Annotated in this window: 15 protein-coding genes; 10 read left to right on the forward strand and 5 right to left on the reverse strand. The window is 71.8% G+C overall.

What is annotated here, in order from left to right:
- Window positions 1-16 precede the first annotated feature (16 nt).
- The gene (locus ACZ6QO_RS01745) at window positions 17-1,582 is read left to right on the forward strand and encodes a PucR family transcriptional regulator (RefSeq protein WP_465846652.1); all 1,566 of its coding nucleotides are present in this window, start codon (window positions 17-19) and stop codon (window positions 1,580-1,582) included.
- A gap of 155 nt (window positions 1,583-1,737) precedes the next feature.
- A complete protein-coding gene (locus ACZ6QO_RS01750) occupies window positions 1,738-1,890 on the forward strand; it encodes a hypothetical protein (protein ID WP_465846653.1) in 153 nt (50 codons plus the stop codon).
- Between the two features lie 60 nt (window positions 1,891-1,950).
- Here the strand turns inward: ACZ6QO_RS01750 and ACZ6QO_RS01755 are convergent, their stop codons facing one another.
- Together ACZ6QO_RS01755 and ACZ6QO_RS01760 are read right to left on the reverse strand one after the other, a co-directional pair.
- Complete coding sequence (locus ACZ6QO_RS01755) at window positions 1,951-2,283, reverse strand: STAS domain-containing protein (RefSeq protein ID WP_465846655.1); 333 nt, start codon at window positions 2,281-2,283, stop codon at window positions 1,951-1,953.
- A complete protein-coding gene (locus tag ACZ6QO_RS01760; protein WP_465846657.1) occupies window positions 2,283-6,443 on the reverse strand; it encodes a SpoIIE family protein phosphatase in 4,161 nt (1,386 codons plus the stop codon). Before ACZ6QO_RS01760 ends, ACZ6QO_RS01755 begins: the two co-directional genes overlap by 1 nt.
- Window positions 6,444-6,898: 455 nt before the next feature.
- Between ACZ6QO_RS01760 and ACZ6QO_RS01765 the strand changes: the two genes are divergently transcribed.
- From ACZ6QO_RS01765 to ACZ6QO_RS01775, 3 genes are all read left to right on the forward strand, one after another.
- The gene (locus ACZ6QO_RS01765) at window positions 6,899-7,255 is read left to right on the forward strand and encodes an STAS domain-containing protein (protein WP_465846658.1); all 357 of its coding nucleotides are present in this window, start codon (window positions 6,899-6,901) and stop codon (window positions 7,253-7,255) included.
- Window positions 7,256-7,629: 374 nt separating this feature from the next.
- Window positions 7,630-8,061: a hypothetical protein gene (locus ACZ6QO_RS01770; protein WP_465846659.1), complete on the forward strand. Its 432-nt coding sequence runs from the start codon at window positions 7,630-7,632 to the stop codon at window positions 8,059-8,061.
- A 262-nt stretch (window positions 8,062-8,323) separates the two neighbouring features.
- A complete protein-coding gene (locus tag ACZ6QO_RS01775; protein ID WP_465846660.1) occupies window positions 8,324-9,160 on the forward strand; it encodes an oxidoreductase in 837 nt (278 codons plus the stop codon).
- 28 nt (window positions 9,161-9,188) lie between these two features.
- Here the strand turns inward: ACZ6QO_RS01775 and ACZ6QO_RS01780 are convergent, their stop codons facing one another.
- On the reverse strand, window positions 9,189-9,374 hold the full coding sequence (locus tag ACZ6QO_RS01780) for a hypothetical protein (RefSeq protein WP_465846661.1): 186 nt from the start codon (window positions 9,372-9,374) through the stop codon (window positions 9,189-9,191).
- A gap of 150 nt (window positions 9,375-9,524) precedes the next feature.
- Between ACZ6QO_RS01780 and ACZ6QO_RS01785 the strand changes: the two genes are divergently transcribed.
- The 5 genes from ACZ6QO_RS01785 (at window position 9,525) to cutA (ending at window position 15,851) form a co-directional block, all read left to right on the forward strand.
- Window positions 9,525-10,205 carry a hypothetical protein gene (locus ACZ6QO_RS01785; protein ID WP_465846663.1) on the forward strand — a complete coding sequence of 227 codons (681 nt, stop codon included), beginning with the start codon at window positions 9,525-9,527 and terminating at the stop codon, window positions 10,203-10,205.
- Window positions 10,206-10,689: 484 nt separating this feature from the next.
- Window positions 10,690-12,060 (forward strand): uracil-xanthine permease family protein, encoded by a 1,371-nt coding sequence (locus tag ACZ6QO_RS01790; RefSeq protein ID WP_465846665.1) that lies wholly within the window; start codon window positions 10,690-10,692, stop codon window positions 12,058-12,060.
- The gene (locus tag ACZ6QO_RS01795; protein ID WP_465846667.1) at window positions 12,057-12,953 is read left to right on the forward strand and encodes an FAD binding domain-containing protein; all 897 of its coding nucleotides are present in this window, start codon (window positions 12,057-12,059) and stop codon (window positions 12,951-12,953) included. The genes ACZ6QO_RS01790 and ACZ6QO_RS01795 overlap by 4 nt, the downstream gene beginning before the upstream one ends.
- Window positions 12,946-13,464: a (2Fe-2S)-binding protein gene (locus tag ACZ6QO_RS01800; protein WP_465846669.1), complete on the forward strand. Its 519-nt coding sequence runs from the start codon at window positions 12,946-12,948 to the stop codon at window positions 13,462-13,464. Before ACZ6QO_RS01795 ends, ACZ6QO_RS01800 begins: the two co-directional genes overlap by 8 nt.
- The gene (gene cutA, locus ACZ6QO_RS01805) at window positions 13,461-15,851 is read left to right on the forward strand and encodes an aerobic carbon-monoxide dehydrogenase large subunit (RefSeq protein ID WP_465846670.1); all 2,391 of its coding nucleotides are present in this window, start codon (window positions 13,461-13,463) and stop codon (window positions 15,849-15,851) included. The genes ACZ6QO_RS01800 and cutA overlap by 4 nt, the downstream gene beginning before the upstream one ends.
- Window positions 15,852-15,872: 21 nt before the next feature.
- Here the strand turns inward: cutA and cydB are convergent, their stop codons facing one another.
- Together cydB and ACZ6QO_RS01815 are read right to left on the reverse strand one after the other, a co-directional pair.
- Window positions 15,873-16,799 (reverse strand): cytochrome d ubiquinol oxidase subunit II, encoded by a 927-nt coding sequence (gene cydB / locus ACZ6QO_RS01810; RefSeq protein WP_465846671.1) that lies wholly within the window; start codon window positions 16,797-16,799, stop codon window positions 15,873-15,875.
- 9 nt (window positions 16,800-16,808) lie between these two features.
- On the reverse strand, window positions 16,809-18,248 hold the full coding sequence (locus ACZ6QO_RS01815) for a cytochrome ubiquinol oxidase subunit I (protein WP_465846673.1): 1,440 nt from the start codon (window positions 18,246-18,248) through the stop codon (window positions 16,809-16,811).
- Window positions 18,249-18,371 lie beyond the last annotated feature (123 nt).

An 18,371-nucleotide genomic window follows, 5' to 3' on the forward strand; every position in this document is an offset into this window, starting at 1 on the left:
ACCCTGGAGCATGACCATGACTGCTGACCCATCACCCCCGGCGATGCGATTGGCCTCCACGGGCACCATCATTCACGGCATCTCCGTGGGGGAGGTGCTCGGCGTCTCCACCCTGGCCGGAGCCCGCCTGATCGGCGGCAGGAAGGGCCTGGACCGCATCGTCCAGCGGCTCAACGTCATGGAGGTCCCCGACATCCTGGCGTGGGTGAAACCCCACGAGCTGCTCCTCACCACCGGCTACCCGCTGCGCAACACCCCCCAGTCGCTCGGCAGGCTCGTCGCCGACCTCGACGAGCGCGGCCTCGCGGCGCTCGGCATCAAGCTCGGCCGGTACGTCGACGAGTTGCCCGGCGAGATGGTCGAGCAGGCCGACCGCCTCGGTTTCCCCCTCATCCTCCTGCCCAACGACGTCGGCTTCGACGACATCCTCAACCAGGTTCTCACCGACATACTCAACCGCCAGGCGGCCCTGCTCGCCCGCACCGAGGAGGCGCACAAGGCCCTGGTGCAGATCGTGCTCGCCGGCGGGGGGCTGCGCGAGGTCGTCGCCGAGGTGGCGGGGCTGCTGGACGTCGCCGTGGCCGTGGTCGACTCCTCCGGCCACGTCCTGTCGGCCTCCGGGGACGCCGCCGCGCTGCGCGCCGCGCCGCCCGTGTCCGGCGGCGACTACACCGTCGTCCCGGTCGTCGCCGGCGGGCACCACCACGGGCGCATCGTCGCCCACAGCCCGGCCGGCGCCATGCGCGACGGCGACATCGGCATCCTGGAACGCGCGGCCACGGTGGCCGCCCTGGTGGTCACCCGGCAGGAGGCCGTCACCGCCGTCGAGAGCAAGTACCGCGCCGACTTCCTGCGCGACGTGCTGACCGGGCGCGGCGGTCCCCGCGTCGCCACCCGCGCCCGCGCGTTCGGGTGGGACCTCGAACGACCCGTCGGCGTGCTGGTGGCCGAGATCGACCCCGAGTGGGACATCCCGCCCGACCGGCTGCTGTCCGCGTGGGTGACCGCGTTGCGCCGCCATGACCCCAACGGGGCCGTGGCCGGGTTCTCCCACGAGGTCGTCGCCGTCGTCGGCTCGGGCGTCGACATGGCCCGCCTGGCGAAGGACGCCGTGGCCTCCTTCGCCGACTGCCGTCCCGCGACCTTCTCCACCGGCATGAGCAGAGTCGCCCAGGGCGCCGACTCGCTGCCCGACGCCTACGGCCAGGCCCTCAAGGCGGCGCGGGTGGGCCGCCAGCTCCACGGGCCCGGCGCGGTCGCCCACTTCGACCAGCTCGGGGTCTACCGGTTGCTCTCGCTGGTCAACGACACCGCCGAGCTGCACGCGTTCGTCAGGGAGACCCTCGGCCCGCTCGCCGCCGACGAGGACGCCGAGAACGCCGACCTGCGCCGCACCCTGCAAGTGCTGCTGGAGACCAACCTCAACGTCGCCGAGACCGCCCGCCGCCTGCACTTCCACTACAACACCCTGCGCTACCGCATCGGCAAGCTCGAACGCATGCTGGGCAACTTCACCGAGGACGCCCACCTCCGCCTCAACCTCACCCTCGCCCTCCACGTCCTGCGAATGCGCGGCATCTGAACCCCCACCGCGCCCGCGACCGGATGGGTGCGCGGCCGGAAAAACGATCGCGAACACGAAGAAGAACGAGCGCGAACACGAAGGTGGACACGCCGGGGCGCGTGCCCGATTCTGATCGTGTTCGCGATGGGCCACCGTTCGACGAGGAGAGTCATATGAGGACCCGCGCCTGGATCCGCCGCGCCGCCGCTTCGGCCGCCGCGCTGACCGCCGCACTGGCCGCCGTCCTGACGCTGACCGGCGCGCCGGCCAGTGCGGACGACACCCCGCCGACCTCGGACGCGCACATCGTCCGCCTGCCAGAGTGAGACCGGGGCCCGGCCGGTGCCCAGGTCCCGCCACTTCCCGCGCCCACCGTGACACGTGCCTCAGCCGGGCACCGGGTCATTCCCGTTCGAGGGCGCCGGAGCGGGTTCTTCGACGGTGGTGAGCTCGGTGAGGCCGGAGATGTCCAGGACGGGGGTGAGCAGGGGGCCGGCGACCAGGCGGATGCGGGAGGCGTGGGCGAACAGGACGGCCAGGCCGGCGCTGTCGAGGTAGCCGACCTCGCTGAGGTCGACCGTCAGCGGTCCGTCGCCGGTTGACCGGGTCAGCGCCTCGTCCAGGTCGTCGGCGTTGCTCATGTCGATCTCACCGGTGACGGCGAGGACCGGGGTGCCGTCGGGGCGTTCCGCGGCGACCAGGGTCAAAGGGGTGGCCATCAGGGGATCCTCGCATGCATGTCGACGGTCGTCCCGGCGACGCCGGGGCGGATGGTGACCTCGTTCATGAGAGCGCGCATCAATGCGATGCCCCGGCCGCGATGAGCGTCGGCCTCGAATCTCGGCGTCTTCCAGCGGCCGGTGTCGGCGATGGTCAGGCTCAGGCCGCTGACGGTGGCGACCGCCCGCAGGTGGATCATGCGGCCGGGGGAGTGGCGGTGTCCGTGCTCGATCGCGTTGGCGCAGGCCTCTCCGGCGGCGACCAGCACGTTCTGGATCAGCGACGGGGCGAGCTGGCAGCGGGTCAGCCAGTCGCGCAGGGCCCCGCGCACCGAGGCGAGCTGCCCGGACTCGGCGGGGAAGGTCACCTCCAAAGGGGCGGGCTGGCGGTACAGCAGCAGGGCGACGTCGTCGGAGAAGCCGCCGTCCGGCGCGAGCATGGTCATGACATCGGCGGCCAGGTCCTCGATCGGGGTGGCGCGGCCCTCCTGGAGCGCGCGGCCGGCCTGGGCGATGCCGGCGGTCAGCGGACGCCGGCGGCGCTCGACCAGGCCGTCGGTGTACAGCAGCAGGGTCGACCGGGGTGGCATGGCGCACCTGGCCTCGGGCCGCGGAAGCCCCGGCCGTACGGCCAGCGGGACGGAGCGGCCCTCCTCCAAAAGCAGCGTGGCCCCGTCGGCGTGGGCGACGATGCCGGGGGGATGACCGGCGCTGGAGTAGAGCAGTTCACCGGTGACGGTGTCCAGGACGCCGCAGAAGACGGTGGTGCACTTGGCGCCGGGGACCAGGGCGGCGAACCGGTCGAGGGCGGCCAGCGTCTGGGCGGGGCCGGTCTCCTGCAGCAGCAGGGCGCGGCAGGCGCTGCGCAGCTGCCCCATGACGGCCGCGGCCTTCAGCCCCCGGCCCACGCAGTCGCCGACCACGATGCCGATGCGTCTCTCGTCGAGCGGCACGATGTCGTACCAGTCGCCGCCGACCTCCAACGGGCGGCCGGCCGGTTCGTAGCGCACGGCGAAACCGTCGGGGAGCTGGGACGGGCCGAGGATGGCGCGCTGGAGGGCCACGGCGGTCTCGCGCTGCTGGTCGAACTGGTGGACCCGGTGCAGGCCCTGTCCGAGATGGCCGGCCAGCAGCGCCAGCAACGTCTGGTCCTCATCGGTGAACGGCCGGTTCTGTCCCAGGTCGACCCAGATGGTCAGCAGTCCCTCGGGGTGCTCCAGGGTGACGCCGCCCGCGCCCGCCCCGGCGGCGACCGGGCGCAGCGGCGGCCGCTCACGCAGGGCCGCCAGTGCCTCGCGCACCTGGTCCGGCAGGTCGTCGTCCGGCGCGCCGTTCCCCGAAGGCACGCGGACGACGTCCGGCGGGATGTCGCCGTTCCAGACGGCGGCAAGGACGCTGCGCGCGTTCCAGACCTCCCGCAGCGCGTCGAGTCCTCCGTGAAGGGCGTCGGACACGGAGTCCGCCTGGGAGACGCGCATGCTGAGAGCCGCCAGGGCGCTCTCGCGCCGCACGAGGTAGTGCTCGGCGGTGACGTCGTGCAGGGTGCCCACGACGCGGTGCCGGCCGGTGTCGGGATCGGCGATGTCGTTGAAGGTGGCCGCGATCCAGAGCCGGTGCCCGTCACGATGGGTCACCGGGACCACGCATCTGCCCTTGCCCTCGCCGGCCAGCCGGTCGAACGCCTCGGCGGCCATGGCGTGGGCCTGCGGGTCGGCGTGCTCGTCCGGCCACCAGGGATGCGGGGCGGCGTAGGGCAGGCCCTCCGGCCCGTAGCCCATGATGTCGGCGAACGCCGAGTTGATCTCCAGGACGGCGCCCTTCTCGTCGGTGACGAAGAACGCCTCCTGCAGCGAGTCGATCATGGCGTTGCGCCACCGGGCGTGGCGGTTGCGCATCCGGGCCAGCTCCACGTTCGCCCGCACCCGCGCGAGCAGATCGGCAGCCGAGAACGGTTTGACCAGGTAGTCGTCCGCGCCCGCCTCCAGGCCCTCGATGGAGGCCTCCTGGCCGGCGCGGGCCGACAGCAGCAGCACCGGCACGCCGGCGGTACGGGAATCGGCCCGCAGCGCCGCGACCAGCGCCAGGCCGTCCATGCGGGGCATCATCACGTCGCTGACCACGAGGTCGGGAGCGTCCGCGCGGATGGCGTCCAGCGCCGCTCGCCCGTCGCCGACGGTGTCGACGAGGTGACCGGCGCCCGTGAGCAGACGGCGGAGATAGTCGCGCATGTCGGCGTTGTCGTCGGCGACCAGCACCCGGGCCGGCGCGCCGCCGCCCGTCGCCGCGGACCGGGCGCCGGCCGGGTCGCCCTCGGCGGCCGTGCCGTCCCCGGGCAGCCAGCGCAGGGCTTCCTCGACGAACGGGCCGGCGGTGACCGAGACCGCCTCCGCCGCTCCGGCCGCGACCAGGCTGCCGGACGGCAGATGGCCGGAGCCGAAGGGCAGCCGGATGGTGAAGCAGGTGCCCTCGCCCTCGACGCTCGCGGCGGTGATGGTGCCGCCGTGCAGGCCGACGAGCTGCTGTACGAGGGCCAGCCCGATGCCGCTGCCCTCGTTGGAGCGCGACCGGGCGCTCTCTATGCGGTGGAACCGCTCGAACAGCCGCGGCACCTCCTCCGCCGGGACGCCGATGCCCGTGTCGGCCACGGTGACCACCGCGTGGCCGTCCTCGGCGCGCACCGTGACGCCGACCGAGCCGTCGAAGGTGAACTTCAGCGCGTTGCTGAGCAGGTTGAGGACCACCTTCTCCCACATGCTCAGATCGACGTACACCGGCTCGACCGGCGAAGGGCAGTCCACATGGAAGGCCAGGCCGGCCCGGTCGATCGCCGAACGGAACACGCTGGCCAGCTCGGCGGTCACGGCGGCCAGATCCACCGGCTCGTACCGGGCCTGCATGCGTCCGGCCTCGATGCGGGAGAAGTCGAGCAGGGTGTTGACGAGCTTGCCCAGGCGCAGTGCGTTGCGGTGCACCACCTCAAGGTCCTCGCGCACCTGGTGGCCGGCGTCGGCGAGCGCGGTCCGCAGTTCCCCCACCGGCCCCATGATCAGTGTGAGGGGGGTGCGGAACTCGTGGCTGATGTTGGAGAAGAAGACGGTCTTCGCGCGGTCGAGCTCGGCCAGCTCCTCCGCCCGCCGCTGCTGCGCCTGGTAGTTGCGGGCGCTCGCGACGCCCGCCGCGACATGCCCCGCGGCCAGTTCGACGAACCCGCGGTAACCGTCGTCCAGGGGCCGGTACCGGTTGAGGGCCGCCACCAGGAACCCGTACGGCGCGCCGCCCTGCTGGAGCAGCGGCACCACCAGGGCCTCCGCCGGCGGCTCGGACCAGCCTCCGGACGGCAGGCCGGTGAACGGGCCGCCGTCGAGCGTCACGAGCACCGGCTCGCCCCGGGCCGGCGCCGCGGCCAGCCATACCGCGTCCGGATCATCGAGCGCGACGGTGGCGGGGGCGGCCGGATGCCCGGCGGCGATCCCCGTCGTCTCCGCCAGCCGCGCCCGGCCGTCCTCGTCGAACAGGTAGGTCAGCGTGAACGGGAGGTCGTACGGGTTGCGGCCGAGCTGCCGGCAGGCGAAGGCGAGCATCTCCTGCTCGGTGCGGACCACGCTTGGATCGGAGCCGAGATCGCGCAGCGTCGCCATGCGCCGCTCGCCGATGACGCGGTCGGTGTCCTCGCTGACGACGCACAGCATGCCGACCACCGCGCCGTCGTCGTCCCGCAGGGGACTGTAGGAGAAGGTGTGGTAGGTCTCCTCGGGGTAACCGGCCCGTTCCAGGAACAGCAGCAGCGCCTCGTCCCAGGTCGCCTTCCCCGTGGCCAGGACGGCGTCGATCCGCGGGCCGATGTCGTCCCAGATCTCCGCCCACACCTCGCCGGCCGGCCGCCCCAGCGCCCACGGGTACTTGCGGCCCAAGGTGTTGCGGCGGTACGCGGCGTTGCAGAAGAACGTCAGCCGCTGCCCCCACGCCATCCACATGGAGAACCGGGACGACAGCAGGATGCTCACCGCCGTCTGCAGGCTCTGCGGCCACTCGCCCGGCGGCCCGAGCGGGGTCGCCCGCCAGTCGACCTTCGCCAGGTCGCGGCCGACCTCGTCCTCGACGGTGAAGATCTCGGCGCCGGCCGCTCTCAGCGGGCCGCGCTCCGCGTCGTCACGCATCATCCTGGGCCCTCCCGCTCGACGCACAGCTCCGCCACGCGCGGCCGTCTACCCCGCGTCCGGCACGTCACACGCCCTGCGCCGCGCCGTCGTCCGGCAACGGCGTCCGGGCCGATCGCCGCGTCGGCGGGGCCGCGTCGACCGGCCGCCCCAAGGGTCTTCTCTCGTACCCTGCCGCTCATCGTCTCGCCCGTTTCCGCGGGAACGCGCCGACATTCTCACAGTCTGATGAGGCAGGTCATGCGAGAGTTCAACGGTTACGTAGGATATGGACGATCGCTCCGGAGCCCTGCGTCCGCCCCGGGTGGCGAGGCCGTGGTGGGAAGGAGCCGACGTCACCACCTCGACGGAGAACGCCCACACGCGGCCGCGTGCCGCCATGACGTGCCGGACGACGCCGCGGTGCCCGCCCTGTCCGTTCCCGTCCGCTCGACGGCCGTCCTCCCCCAGGAGCCTCGGTGCAGCATGACGACGGCCTGACCGTCACCCTCCAGCCGCATTCGGAGCGCCTCCACGTGCTGGCCGTGGCCGGTGAGCTGGATCACCACTCCGCCCCTCGTCTGCGGGCGGTCCTGGACGAGTTCACGTTCGCCCCCGGCGGCGGGCTGGTCGTCGACCTGTCGCGGATGACGTTCTGCGACTCGACCGGCATCTCGTTGCTGGTCGCGGCGCACCAGCGTGCGCGGAACGCCGGCGCCGGACTGGCCCTCGCGGGTCTCCACCCCGACATCGGCCACGTCTTCGACATCATGGGCCTGAACCAGCTGTTCTCCTCCTACGACACCACCGAGAAGGCCATAACCGCCCTACGGTGAGCCCTCGGGCGTCAGGTGCGACCAGCAGGCGATCGGCTCCGGGCGCCTGACAGCCTCTTCGAGGGATCGCCGGCGACGGCGGTGGTCGGCGGTGGGGCTTCCGGCGTTGGTGAACGTCCGCTTCCGGCCGGTGGCATCCGGTGGCCGCGGGTCTGTCCGAACGAGATCGTTCCGCCGGAGAATCCCTGGGCTCCGGGCCGTTTCCAATCAGAGAACGTCCTCGTTAGAGGGTGGTGGGAAGCCTGAGGGAGCCGCGTTCGCGCGAACACGGAAGCCAGGGTCCGGCCGGTGGAGGAACGCGGTCCGGTCCGCTGCGGCTGTCCCGTTCGTGGTTCGACGCGGGGACGCGATCCCTCGGCTGCGGCATGACCGTGGTGATCGTCCTGCTGTCCGCGGTGGCAGGAGCGTTTCTGGATAATTTCCTCGTCCTGCGGGCGAGGCTCGACTGTGGTCTCGGCGGAAGCGCGTCAGGAGCGCTGGACCTCCCGCAGCGGTGGGAACTCTCCGGTTTCCTGGTGACCCGGCTGATCTGGTTTCCCATCGTCGCGCTTCTGTCCGGTTGTCTTTCTCTGGTACTCAACCCGCTGGCCCTCTGGTCGCCCCTGGGCCGATCGCGGATCATGGGTTTCGCCCTGGTCGTCGCCGCGGTGCTGGTCGGTGCGATGGGACCCGCCCTGCTGATCGTCCACGACGTCGCCACGATCGGCACGCCGGCCGCCCATGCGGCCGGAGCTCACCCGGGCGACGCCGCCCCGTGCCGTCCAGGCAACGTCCCCCCGTGGTGGCCCTCCTGGCTGCCTTCCTGACGGTCGCCGCACCGAGTACGGCCGTATGGCCGGCACGATCGCGACGCTCGCCGTCGTGGACCTCGACCGGTGGGCGTTCTGCTTGCGGGTGACGAGGTTGTGTCGGCGCGGGGGTGGTCGGTGCCGGGGAAATCGCTTACGGTTTGTGACGTCCGCGAACTCTGCGTCGATGGACCGGTTTCGCGATCTTGCTCTACGTGCGAGAACTTCGGTTCGGCGTGTCCCTGCTCTGCTCCGGTTCCGTAGCGGAAGGCTGCATCGCATGTCGAAGGTCTGGTTGATCACGGGGAGTTCTCGTGGCCTCGGGCGCGAACTCGCCGAGGCCGTGCCGGCAGCCGGTCATCGGCTCGTGGCCACCGCGCGCAGGCCCGAGGTGCTCCACGATCTCGTGGCCCGGTACGGCGGCCAGGTCCGCGCGGTCGCGCTGGACGTCACCGACGCCGCGGCCGCCCGTGCGGCCGTCCAGACCGCGGTCGAGGAGTTCGGCCGCCTGGACGTGGTGGTGAACAACGCCGGGTACGGCGTCGTGTCGGCCATCGAGGAGACCTCGGACGACGACTTCCGCGCGCAGATCGAGACGAACCTGTTCGGCATCGTCAACGTGACCAAGGCGGCTCTGCCGGTACTGCGCGAGCAGCGATCCGGTCACATCATCCAGGTGTCGTCGGTCGGCGGGCGCGTCGCGGTCTCACCGGGCATAGGCGCCTACCAGACGGCGAAGTTCGCCGTCGCCGGCTTCTCCGAGTGTCTGAGCATCGAGATGAGACCCTTCGGGGTCAAGGTGACGATCGTCGAGCCGGGCGCGATGCGCACCGACTGGGTGGCCGACTCCATCAGCGGCGCACGGGGCACCGAGCACTACGGGCAGACGGTCGGCGAGATGACCCGTTTCTTCGCCGCCTACGTCGGCAACGAGGGGGGAGACCCGGCTCGCGTGGCCGGCGCGATCGTCGACCTCGCCGGCGTGGAGGACCCGCCTTTGCATCTGCTGCTCGGTTCGGACGCGGTCCAGATCGCCGAGCAGGCCTCCAGCGCTCGCGCGGCCGAGGCCGAGAAATGGGCGGCCGTGAGCAGGTCCGTCGACTTTCCGGTGCACTGAGCCGCCGCGACGGAGGGCCGGCGTATCGTCACCTCGCCCTGAAGTAGGGGCGGTCGGCTCGGACGCGGTCGGTGAAGATGAGCGTCCCGTCCGAGATGACGTGGGTCAACCCGTCGGTCTTGGCCTTCCGTAAGGCCTGGGTGAGCTGGGACGAGCGCGCCGACAGCGGCATGACGGTCTCCTGCACGTACCGCCAGGCCGTCGACGCCGACACTGCGAATCCCGCAAACCAGAGCGCTACTCAGCCACTACCGCAACCACGGTCACGCCATCCCGCCGAATCTGCGAGTGTAGTACCGGGTCCATGAATCAATTTCTTCGACCTGTTCATGGTCCACGCCGTCGACCAGTTGAAGGATGTGAGGTGATGAGGAACGAAAATGGCCATGGCGCAGTGCTGGGGCGCGTTAAGGTCGTTCTTCTCGTGCTAGCTGGCGCGTTAATCGCATCGGCATGCGGAGCAGTCGCCTCCCAATCGGTCGCCGTCGGCGCCAAGGGTTCGATGGGCGAGCGAGCGGTCCCCGTCGAAACGCTTTTCGTTGATCAGACTGAACTGCCGGCTGCCATCGCGGACCGCTACTCGCTCCACCAGAGAGAACCAGATGTTCACCAGATGCCGGTACCGCAGGCGTGGCCCGACGTTGATCAATACGGGTCGCGAGCGTGGACCGACGAGCGCCAGTGGTTGCTCAGTCAGGAGGTTTTCCGCTTCCCACGGTCCGTCGAAGCCCGCAAAGAGTACCGCGCGGCACCATATGGAAGGACCTTCCACCTGGTCGACGGCGTCGAAGCGACCGAGATCCCATGGACCGGGGCCAGTCCGAGCGCGGATGAAGAGGTGATCTTCTGTGCGGAGGGCGAAAGCGCCGGCCGGCCGCTCGAGCAGTGCTCGAAGTGGGGGTTTCGAGGGCGATATGGCCGCTATGTCGTCGATCTGGCCTTCCGGGCTGATAAGGACATCGGACATCCACGGCTGAAGACGACCGATTTCATGGACATGGTCAGAATCGTGGACGGGCGTGTGGCGAAGGCCCTTCGTGACTGAGTCACCAGGCGCTATGGAGGGCTTTGCCCAGGTGCCGCCGACCAGACGATAGCGCCGGTAGTCGGTAGTCCTCCAGCTCCCCGTGAGAATCATCGGCGATACGCACAGCACGGTTCGGAGGGCGCTTCCGCACTTCAGAAGAGGGTGACCGCCGGTAGATGTGGAGACGTGGACGGGGCCGTTGCGGCGTCGCCGTCGTGGTTCGGCGCGGGGTCTCGGCGGGGGTTCACTGGCTGGTGCGGGCTGTGGTGCGCAAGAGGACCGCGGCCTCAGGCTGCAGGTTTGGCAAGTCCTTACCATGTGGGGCGGAGTTCGCTGCTCTAATGTGCCCGCAACAGGAAGAGGATCTCCCGCCGCTCGGCGCGGGTGGCGGGTAGGTCCTACTCGACCCTGGCACGTCTGAGGTACGTCAAGGTACGACGCCGCGGAGGTCCGCCTGCGGGGTGGCCACCGACCGCCCGGCCCGGTCAGTGAAGGGGCTCTCATGGCCTTCGGTTGGAGAATGCACGGGGACGGGCGCGGCCTGACCCCAGGTGAGGTGGTCAGGCCGGACGAGCGGCTGAGCTGGCCTCGCATGGTGGGGTTCGGCGCGCAGCACGTCATCGCCATGTTCGGCGCGACGTTCGTCTTCCCCCTCATCATGGGGCTGAACGCCAACGTGGCGATCATGATGTCGGGTGTCGCGACGATCCTGTTCCTGCTCATCGTGCAGGGCAGAATCCCGAGCTATCTGGGCACCTCGGCCTCGTTCGTCGGCGGCGTGGTCGCGATCCGCGCGGCGGGCGGCGACAGCGGGACGGTCACCGGCGCCATCCTGGTGGCCGGCGTCGTGCTCGCGCTGTGCGGCGTGGCCGTCCACTACCTCGGCGTCGGAGTGATCAACCGCGTCTTCCCGCCGGTGGTGACCGGCGCGGTGGTCATGCTCATCGGGTTCGGCCTCGCCTACGTGGTCGCCGACGTGTACTGGCCGCAGGACCCGTGGATCGCCCTGATCACCATGCTGGTCACGGGTGTGATCCTCGTGGCGTTCAAGGGGTTCGCCGGCCGCATCGGCATCCTGCTCGGCCTGGTCGTCGGCTTCGTCCTGTCGTGGATCGCCGACAAGGCGTTCGGCGCCATCACCGCCTTCAACGCCGGCGCCGGCAAGGTCGACACCCACCCGCGCGTGAGCTTCCAGGGCGTCCAGGACGCCTCCTGGTTCGGCTGGCCCGACCTGCACGCGCCGAACTTCACCGTCTCGGCCATCGTGCTGGTGCTCCCGGCGGTGATCGCGCTGATCGCCGAGAACATCGGGCACGTCAAGGCCGTCGGCGAGATGACCGGCACGGACGTCGACCCGTACATGGGCCGGGCGATCTTCGCCGACGGCGTCGGCACCGCGGTGGCCAGCGCGGTCGGCGGCTCGCCCACCACCACCTACGCCGAGAACATCGGGGTCATGGCGGCGACCCGGGTCTACTCCACCGCCGCGTACTACATCGCCGCCGTCGTGGCGATCCTGTTCGGGTTCATGCCGAAGTTCGGCGCGCTGGTGGCGGCCACGCCGGGCGGCGTGCTCGGCGGCATCACCGTCATCCTGTACGGCATGATCGGCCTGCTGGGCGCCAAGATCTGGATCGAGAACCGGGTGGACTTCGCCGACCCGGTGAACATGGTCCCGATCGGAGCGGGCATCATCCTGGCGATCGGCCCGGTGGCGCACCAGATCACCGGCGACTTCTCGCTGGCCGGCATCGCGCTCGGCACCGTCGTGGTCCTCGGCGGGTACCACCTGCTGCGGGCGCTGTCCTGGCGGCGGACGGCGTCCGGCGAGACGGCGCCGGCCGCGGCCGAAGGGAGAGAGACCAGCGCGTGAAGCCTCCGGCTTTCGACTACCACGCCCCCCGCGACCTCGGCGAGGCCCTCGCGGTCCTCGCCGGGGTGGGGGCGCACGGCAAGGTGCTGGCGGGCGGCCAGAGCCTGATCCCGCTGCTGAACATGCGGCTGGCCGCGCCTTCGCACCTGGTCGACATCAACCGCGTCGCCGAACTGGACACCATCGAGGTGCGGGGCGGCGGCGTGCGCGTCGGCGCGCTGGCCAGGCACGCCGCCGTCGAGCGGTCGCGGGCCGCCGCGCGGGCGCAGCCGCTGCTGCGGGCCGCGCTCAGGCAGGTGGCCCACCCGGTGATCCGCAACCGCGGCACCGTGGTCGGCAGCCTGGTGCACGCCGACCCCTCCGCCGAGATGCCCGCCGTGCTGACCGTCCTCGACGGCTCGGTGCGGCTGGCGCGGCACGGGGGCGGCGAGCGCGAGGTGCCGGCGGCCGAGTTCTTCGTCGGGCCGCTGGAATCCGCCGTCCAGCCGGGTGAGCTGGCCGTCTCGGCGTTCTTCCCGTCGCTGCCGCCCCGCGCGGGCAGCGCGTTCTGCGAGGTGGCGCGCAGGCACGGCGACTACGCGCTCGCCGGGGCCGCCGCCGTGGTCGTCCTGGACGAGGACCTGCGCATCACCTCGGCCCGGGTGGCGTGCGTGAGCGCCGGCCCGGCGCCGGTCTCGCTGGATGTGTCGGAGGTGTGCGCCCGCCGGCCCGCCGCCTCCGCCGACTGGGCCGCCGTCGCGGCGGCCGTGCGCGACCGCGTGGATCCCGAGGGGGACATCCACGCGACCGCCGGCTACCGGCGGCATCTGACCGGGGTGCTGGCCGAGCGGGCGCTGCGCGTCGCCGCCCAGGAGGCCGCGGGAGACAGAACGGGGGAGTTCGCCGATGGGTGAGGCGCTGCACGAGATCGCGCTGACGGTCAACGGGGTGGTGCGCGAGACGGCGGTGCCGGCCCGGCGGCTGCTGTCGGACTGCCTGCGCCACGATCTCGGCCTGACCGGCACCCACGTCGGCTGCGAGCACGGGGTCTGCGGGTGCTGCACGGTGCTGATGGACGGCGAGCCCGTGCGCTCGTGCCTGACGTTCGCGGTGACCGCGGACGGGCACGAGATCACCACCGTGGAGGGGCTGGCCGCGCCGGACGGGACGCTGTCGCCGGTGCAGCGGGCGTTCTCGGAGTGTCACGCGCTGCAGTGCGGCTTCTGCACCCCCGGGTTCCTGTGCACGGTCACCGCGCTGCTGCGCGAGACGCCGGCGCCGACCGACGAGCAGGTCGTCGAGGGCATCTCGGGCAACCTGTGCCGGTGCACCGGCTACCAGAACATCGTGAAGGCGGTCCACCGCGCGGCCGAGCTCATCGCCGACGCGGACGAGGCCCCGGCGGGGGCGGGTGGTGCGGCGTGACGACCAGACTGTTCGGCGAGCGGGTACAGCGCAGGGAGGACCCGCGGCTGATCACCGGCCAGGGCCGCTACCTGGACGACCTCGGGCACGACGCGCTCGCCGCCGCGTTCGTCCGCTCGCCGCACGCGCACGCCCGTGTCCGCGACATCGACGTGTCGGCCGCCCTGGACGTGGACGGCCTGGTCGCGATCTACACCTGGGAGGACCTGCCCGAACGGGTCCGCGACCCGCTGCCGCTGCTCATCCCGCATCCGGCGCTGACCCACGGCCGCACCGCCTACCCGCTGGCCAGGGACGTCGTCCGGCACGTCGGCGAGCCGGTCGTCATGGTGGTGGCCCGCGACCGCTACGTCGCCGAGGACGCCGCGGGGCTCATCGAGGTCGACTACGAGTTCCTCAAGCCGGTCGTCGGCATCGAGGAGGCCGCCGATGGCGTCCACCTGGTGCACGAGGACGTGCCCGGCAACGTCGGCGCCCACCTGGTGCAGGAGGTGCCGTCCGCCACCGGGCAGGGCGCGCGCGAGGCCGTCGAGGCGGCGCCGCACACGCTGTCGTTCCGCCTGGACTTCGAGCGGAGCGCCTCCATGCCCCTGGAGGGGCGCGGGGTGTACGCCCGGTGGGACGCCGACGACCGGTCGCTGCGGGTCTACAGCTCGACGCAGACCTCGACCAGCGTGCGCATGGCGATCGCCGCCAGGCTCGGCCTGCCGCTGCCGTCGGTCGAGGTGATCGCCCCCGACGTGGGCGGCGGGTTCGGCGTCAAGATCGTCCACCCCTGGCCGGAGGAGGTGCTGGTCCCCTGGGCGGCGATGCTGCTCGGCCGGGAGGTCAAGTGGGCCGAGGACCGCCGCGAGCACTTCGTCTCCTCCGCCCACGAGCGCGGCCAGGTGCAGCACGTGCGCGTCGGCTTCGACGACGAGGGCCGCGTGCTCGGCCTGGACGTGACCATCCTGCACGACCACGGCGCCTACACGCCGTACGGCATCATCGTGCCGATCATCACCTCGACCCAGCTGCTCGGCCCGTACCGCATCGGCGCTTACCGCGTCGAGTTCTCCTCGATCTACACCAACACCGTGCAGGTCACCCCTTACCGGGGCGCGGGGCGCCCGCAGGGGGTGTTCTGCATGGAGCGCACCATGGACCGCATCGCGGCGCACCTCGGCCTGGACCGGGCGGCGGTGCGCGCGGCCAACTTCATCCAGCCCGGCGACTTCCCCTACGACCAGGGGCTGATCTTCCAGGACGGCCGGCCGCTGATCTACGACAGCGGCGACTATCCCGAGTCGCTGCGGATGCTCAAGGAACTGATCGGCTGGGACGGCTTCCCGGCGATGAAGGCCGAGGCGGCGGCGCGCGGCAGGCGGCTCGGCATCGGCCTGGGCTGCTACGTCGAGGGCACCGGTGTGGGCCCGTACGAGGGCGGCCACGTGCAGGTGACCTCCGACGGGCGGGTGCACGTCTCCACCGGCCTCACCTCCCAGGGGCAGGGGCACGAGACGGTGTTCGCGCAGATCGCCGCCACCGAGCTGGGCGTGCCGCTGTCCAGCGTGTCGGTGGTGACCGGGGACACCCGGCGCTTCGGGTACGCCGTCGGCACCTTCGCCTCGCGGGCCGCGGTGATGAGCGGCAACGCGATCGCCCTGGCCTGCCGCAAGGTCCGCGACAAGGCCCTTCGCATCGCCGCCGAGGCGCTGGAGGCCGACCCTCGCGACCTGGAGATCGAGGACGGCGTCGTGCGCGTGGTCGGGAACCCGGAGGCGTCCCTGGCGCTGGCGACGGTGGCGGTGCTGTCCAACCCGCTGCGGTACGCCTTCGACGAGGAGGCCGCGCGGGCGACGCAGTTCGCGGGGCGGGCCCCGATGGACCGGCCTCCGGTCGAGGAGGGCGAGGAGCCGGGGCTGGAGGGACGCGACTACTACTCGCCGGTGCGCTCGACCTTCGCCTCCGGCATGCACGCCGCCATCGTCGAGACCGACCCGGACACCGCCGAGATCCGCATCCTGCGCTACGCCGTCGTGCACGACTGCGGCAGGCTCATCAACCCCATGATCGTGGAGGGGCAGATTCACGGCGGGGTGGCGCAGGGGGTCGGCGGGGCGCTGTACGAGCGCATGGTCTACGACGGCCACGGTCAGCTCCTCAACGCCTCCTTCATGGACTTCCTGATGCCCTACGCCACGGAGGTGCCGGTCATCGAGACCGCCCACCTGGAGACGCCCTCGCCGCTGAACCCGCTCGGCATCAAGGGCGCGGGGGAGGCGGGGGTGATCCCGGTGTCCGCGGTGATCGCCTCGGCGGTCGAGGACGCCGAGGGACTGCCGATCGACCGGATGCCGATCTCCCCGTCGGAGCTGTACGAGCTTCGCCGCTCCGCCGGGCGCTGAGCGGGCGCCCGGCGGGGTCCCTCAGGCGGTGACGCGCCTGCGGAAGACCCAGTAGGTCCACGCCTGGTAGCCGAGCACGAACGGCAGCGCGACCAGCCCGATCCAGGTCAGCACGCCGAGCGTGTACGGGGCGGAGGCCGCCTCCGCCACGGTCAGGCCGGGCAGCGGCGCCCGCCACAGCGTGGCGAACAGCGTCACCGTGGCCAGCACGATCGAGCCGGCGGTCGCGGTGAACGCCCACCCCTCGCGGCGGCGCCAGACCAGCGCGACGGCCGCGGCCAGGGCGGCCATCGCCGCCAGGGCCGCCCACGGCAGCGGGCCGGCCGTCCAGCCCGCGCCCGCCGACCCGGCGGACGGGATCCCCGGCAGCGCCACGACGGCCACCGGCAGGGCCACGGCGGCGACGGTCAGCGCGGCGCTGCGGGCCCTCGCCCGCAGCGGCCCGGTCGTCTTCAGCGCGAGGAACACCGCGCCGTGCACGACGGCCAGGGTGAGCGACAGCGCGCCGCCGAGCACGGTGGCCGCCGCCGTGCCGTACAGCAGGTCGCCGAAGATCGCGCCCCACAGGAACGCGGTGAGCGCGCTCCCGGTGACGATGCCCGCGTCGCACAGCGCGCGTTCCCTGCCGGTCACCTTGCCGCGCCACTCAAGGGCCACCCCGCGGACGATCAGCCCGGTCAGCACCAGCACCAGCGGCAGGTAGAAGGCGCTCAGCAGGCCCGCGTACCAGGCGGGGAAGGCCGCGAACATGGCGCCGACGGCGGTGATCAGCCATACCTCGTTGCCGTCCCACACCGGGCCGATCGTCTGGAGCATCTGCCTGCGCTCGGCCTCCCCGCGCGCCAGGACGGGGAGCAGCGCGCCGACGCCGAAGTCGAAGCCCTCCAGCACGAAGTAGCCGGTCCACAGGAAGGCGATGACCAGGAACCAGACAGTGGTGAGTTCCATCGCGGTCTCCTAGTACATGAGGGTCGGCGTGCGGCGGGCGGCCCGGGCGTCGACGTCGCCGGGCAGGCTCGGGCCGGGCGGCGCGGCGACGGGTTCGGGCCCGGCCTTGACGTGCCGCAGCAGCAGCCGCGCCTCGGCGACGGCGAGCGCGCCGTACAGGGCCGTGAAGACGGTCAGGGAGATGGCGACCTCGCTGAGCGCCACTCCGGGGGACACGCTGGCGGCGGTGAGCAGCTCGCCCTGCACGGTCCACGGCTGCCGGCCGATCTCGCTGAGCAGCCAGCCCGCGATGATCGCGAGCGGCGGCAGCGGAAGAGCGTACAGGCAGGCGCGGGCGAACCACCCGGGGATGGGACGGCGGCGCCGGGTCAGCCAGAGCCCGAGCAGCGACAGCGCCACCGTCGACAGCCCGAAACCGATCATGACGCGGAACGACCAGAAGACGACGGGGACGTTCGGCCGGTAGTCGGCCGGCCCGAATCGGGCCGCGTAGCGCCGCTGGATGTCCTCCACGCCCTGGATCGGCGCCGCGGGGTCGTGCGCGGCCAGCAGGCTCAGCAGGTTCGGCACCTCGACGCCGGGGACGACGGAGTACGGCGCTCCCGCGGTGTCGTGCCGGAGCCCTTCCGCGGCGGCCAGCTTCATGGGCTGCTGCTCGCGCAGGTACTGGGCGGACAGGTCGCCGCTGCCCGCGACGACCGCCCCGGCGATGGCGGTCATGACCAGGGCGGCCCGCAGGGCGGAGCGCCACATGGCGGGCTCGCCCGGAACTCGGGCGGCGGCCTGGCCGAGCGGGTCGACGGCGTCCCCGGCGGCGGCCGGACGCCGTTCACGGATGATCCGGTAGCCGCACACCGCCAGGACGAAGCCGCCGGCGACGACGAACGAGGCGGCGACCACGTGCGGCACCTGGGCCAGGGCCGTCGGGTTGGTCAGCACCGCCCACAGGTCGGTCATCCGCGCCCGGCCGTCCACCACCTGGTAGCCCACCGGGTGCTTCATCCAGGCGTTCGCGGCGAGGATGAAGTACGCCGAGATGTTGGACCCGATCGCGGCGGCCCAGATGCACGCCAGGTGCACCCGCTTGGGCAGCCGCTCCCATCCGAAGATCCACAGGCCGAGGAACGTCGACTCCAGGAAGAACGCCAGCAGCGCCTCCAACGCGAGCGGCGCGCCGAACACGTCGCCGACGAAGGTGGAGTACTCACTCCAGTTCATCCCGAACTGGAACTCCTGCACGATGCCGGTGACCACGCCCATCGCGAAGTTGATCAGGAACAGCTTGCCGAAGAATCTGGTCAGCCGCAGGTAGTGCTCCTTGCCCGTGCGGTGCCAGGCCGTCTGCAGACCGGCGACGAAGACCCCGAGGCCGATCGTCAGGGGTACGAACAGAAAGTGGTACACGGTGGTGACCCCGAACTGCCACCGAGCCAGATCCAACGCGTCCATGCGCCCCTCACCAGGTCCTCAGCTCTACGCCCTGTAGTTCTACTCAAAGTAGTACTACAGCTTGTAGAGTAAATGCCGCGCGGAGGTCCTGCCATGCCATGCGATCTTCGTCACACCCCCGCC

Source organism: Sphaerisporangium sp. NPDC049457 (genome assembly GCF_055586705.1).

What these genes read in the sequence shown, in the direction of transcription:
- ACZ6QO_RS01745 (WP_465846652.1), top strand. Translation starts at nt 17, where the DNA reads ATGACTGCTGACCCATCACCCCCGGCGATGCGATTGGCCTCCACGGGC.
- ACZ6QO_RS01750 (WP_465846653.1), top strand. Translation starts at nt 1,738, where the DNA reads ATGAGGACCCGCGCCTGGATCCGCCGCGCCGCCGCTTCGGCCGCCGCG.
- ACZ6QO_RS01755 (WP_465846655.1), bottom strand. Translation starts at nt 2,283, where the DNA reads ATGGCCACCCCTTTGACCCTGGTCGCCGCGGAACGCCCCGACGGCACC.
- ACZ6QO_RS01760 (WP_465846657.1), bottom strand. Translation starts at nt 6,443, where the DNA reads ATGATGCGTGACGACGCGGAGCGCGGCCCGCTGAGAGCGGCCGGCGCC.
- ACZ6QO_RS01775 (WP_465846660.1), top strand. Translation starts at nt 8,324, where the DNA reads ATGTCGAAGGTCTGGTTGATCACGGGGAGTTCTCGTGGCCTCGGGCGC.
- ACZ6QO_RS01790 (WP_465846665.1), top strand. Translation starts at nt 10,690, where the DNA reads ATGGCCTTCGGTTGGAGAATGCACGGGGACGGGCGCGGCCTGACCCCA.
- ACZ6QO_RS01800 (WP_465846669.1), top strand. Translation starts at nt 12,946, where the DNA reads ATGGGTGAGGCGCTGCACGAGATCGCGCTGACGGTCAACGGGGTGGTG.
- cydB (WP_465846671.1), bottom strand. Translation starts at nt 16,799, where the DNA reads ATGGAACTCACCACTGTCTGGTTCCTGGTCATCGCCTTCCTGTGGACC.
- ACZ6QO_RS01815 (WP_465846673.1), bottom strand. Translation starts at nt 18,248, where the DNA reads ATGGACGCGTTGGATCTGGCTCGGTGGCAGTTCGGGGTCACCACCGTG.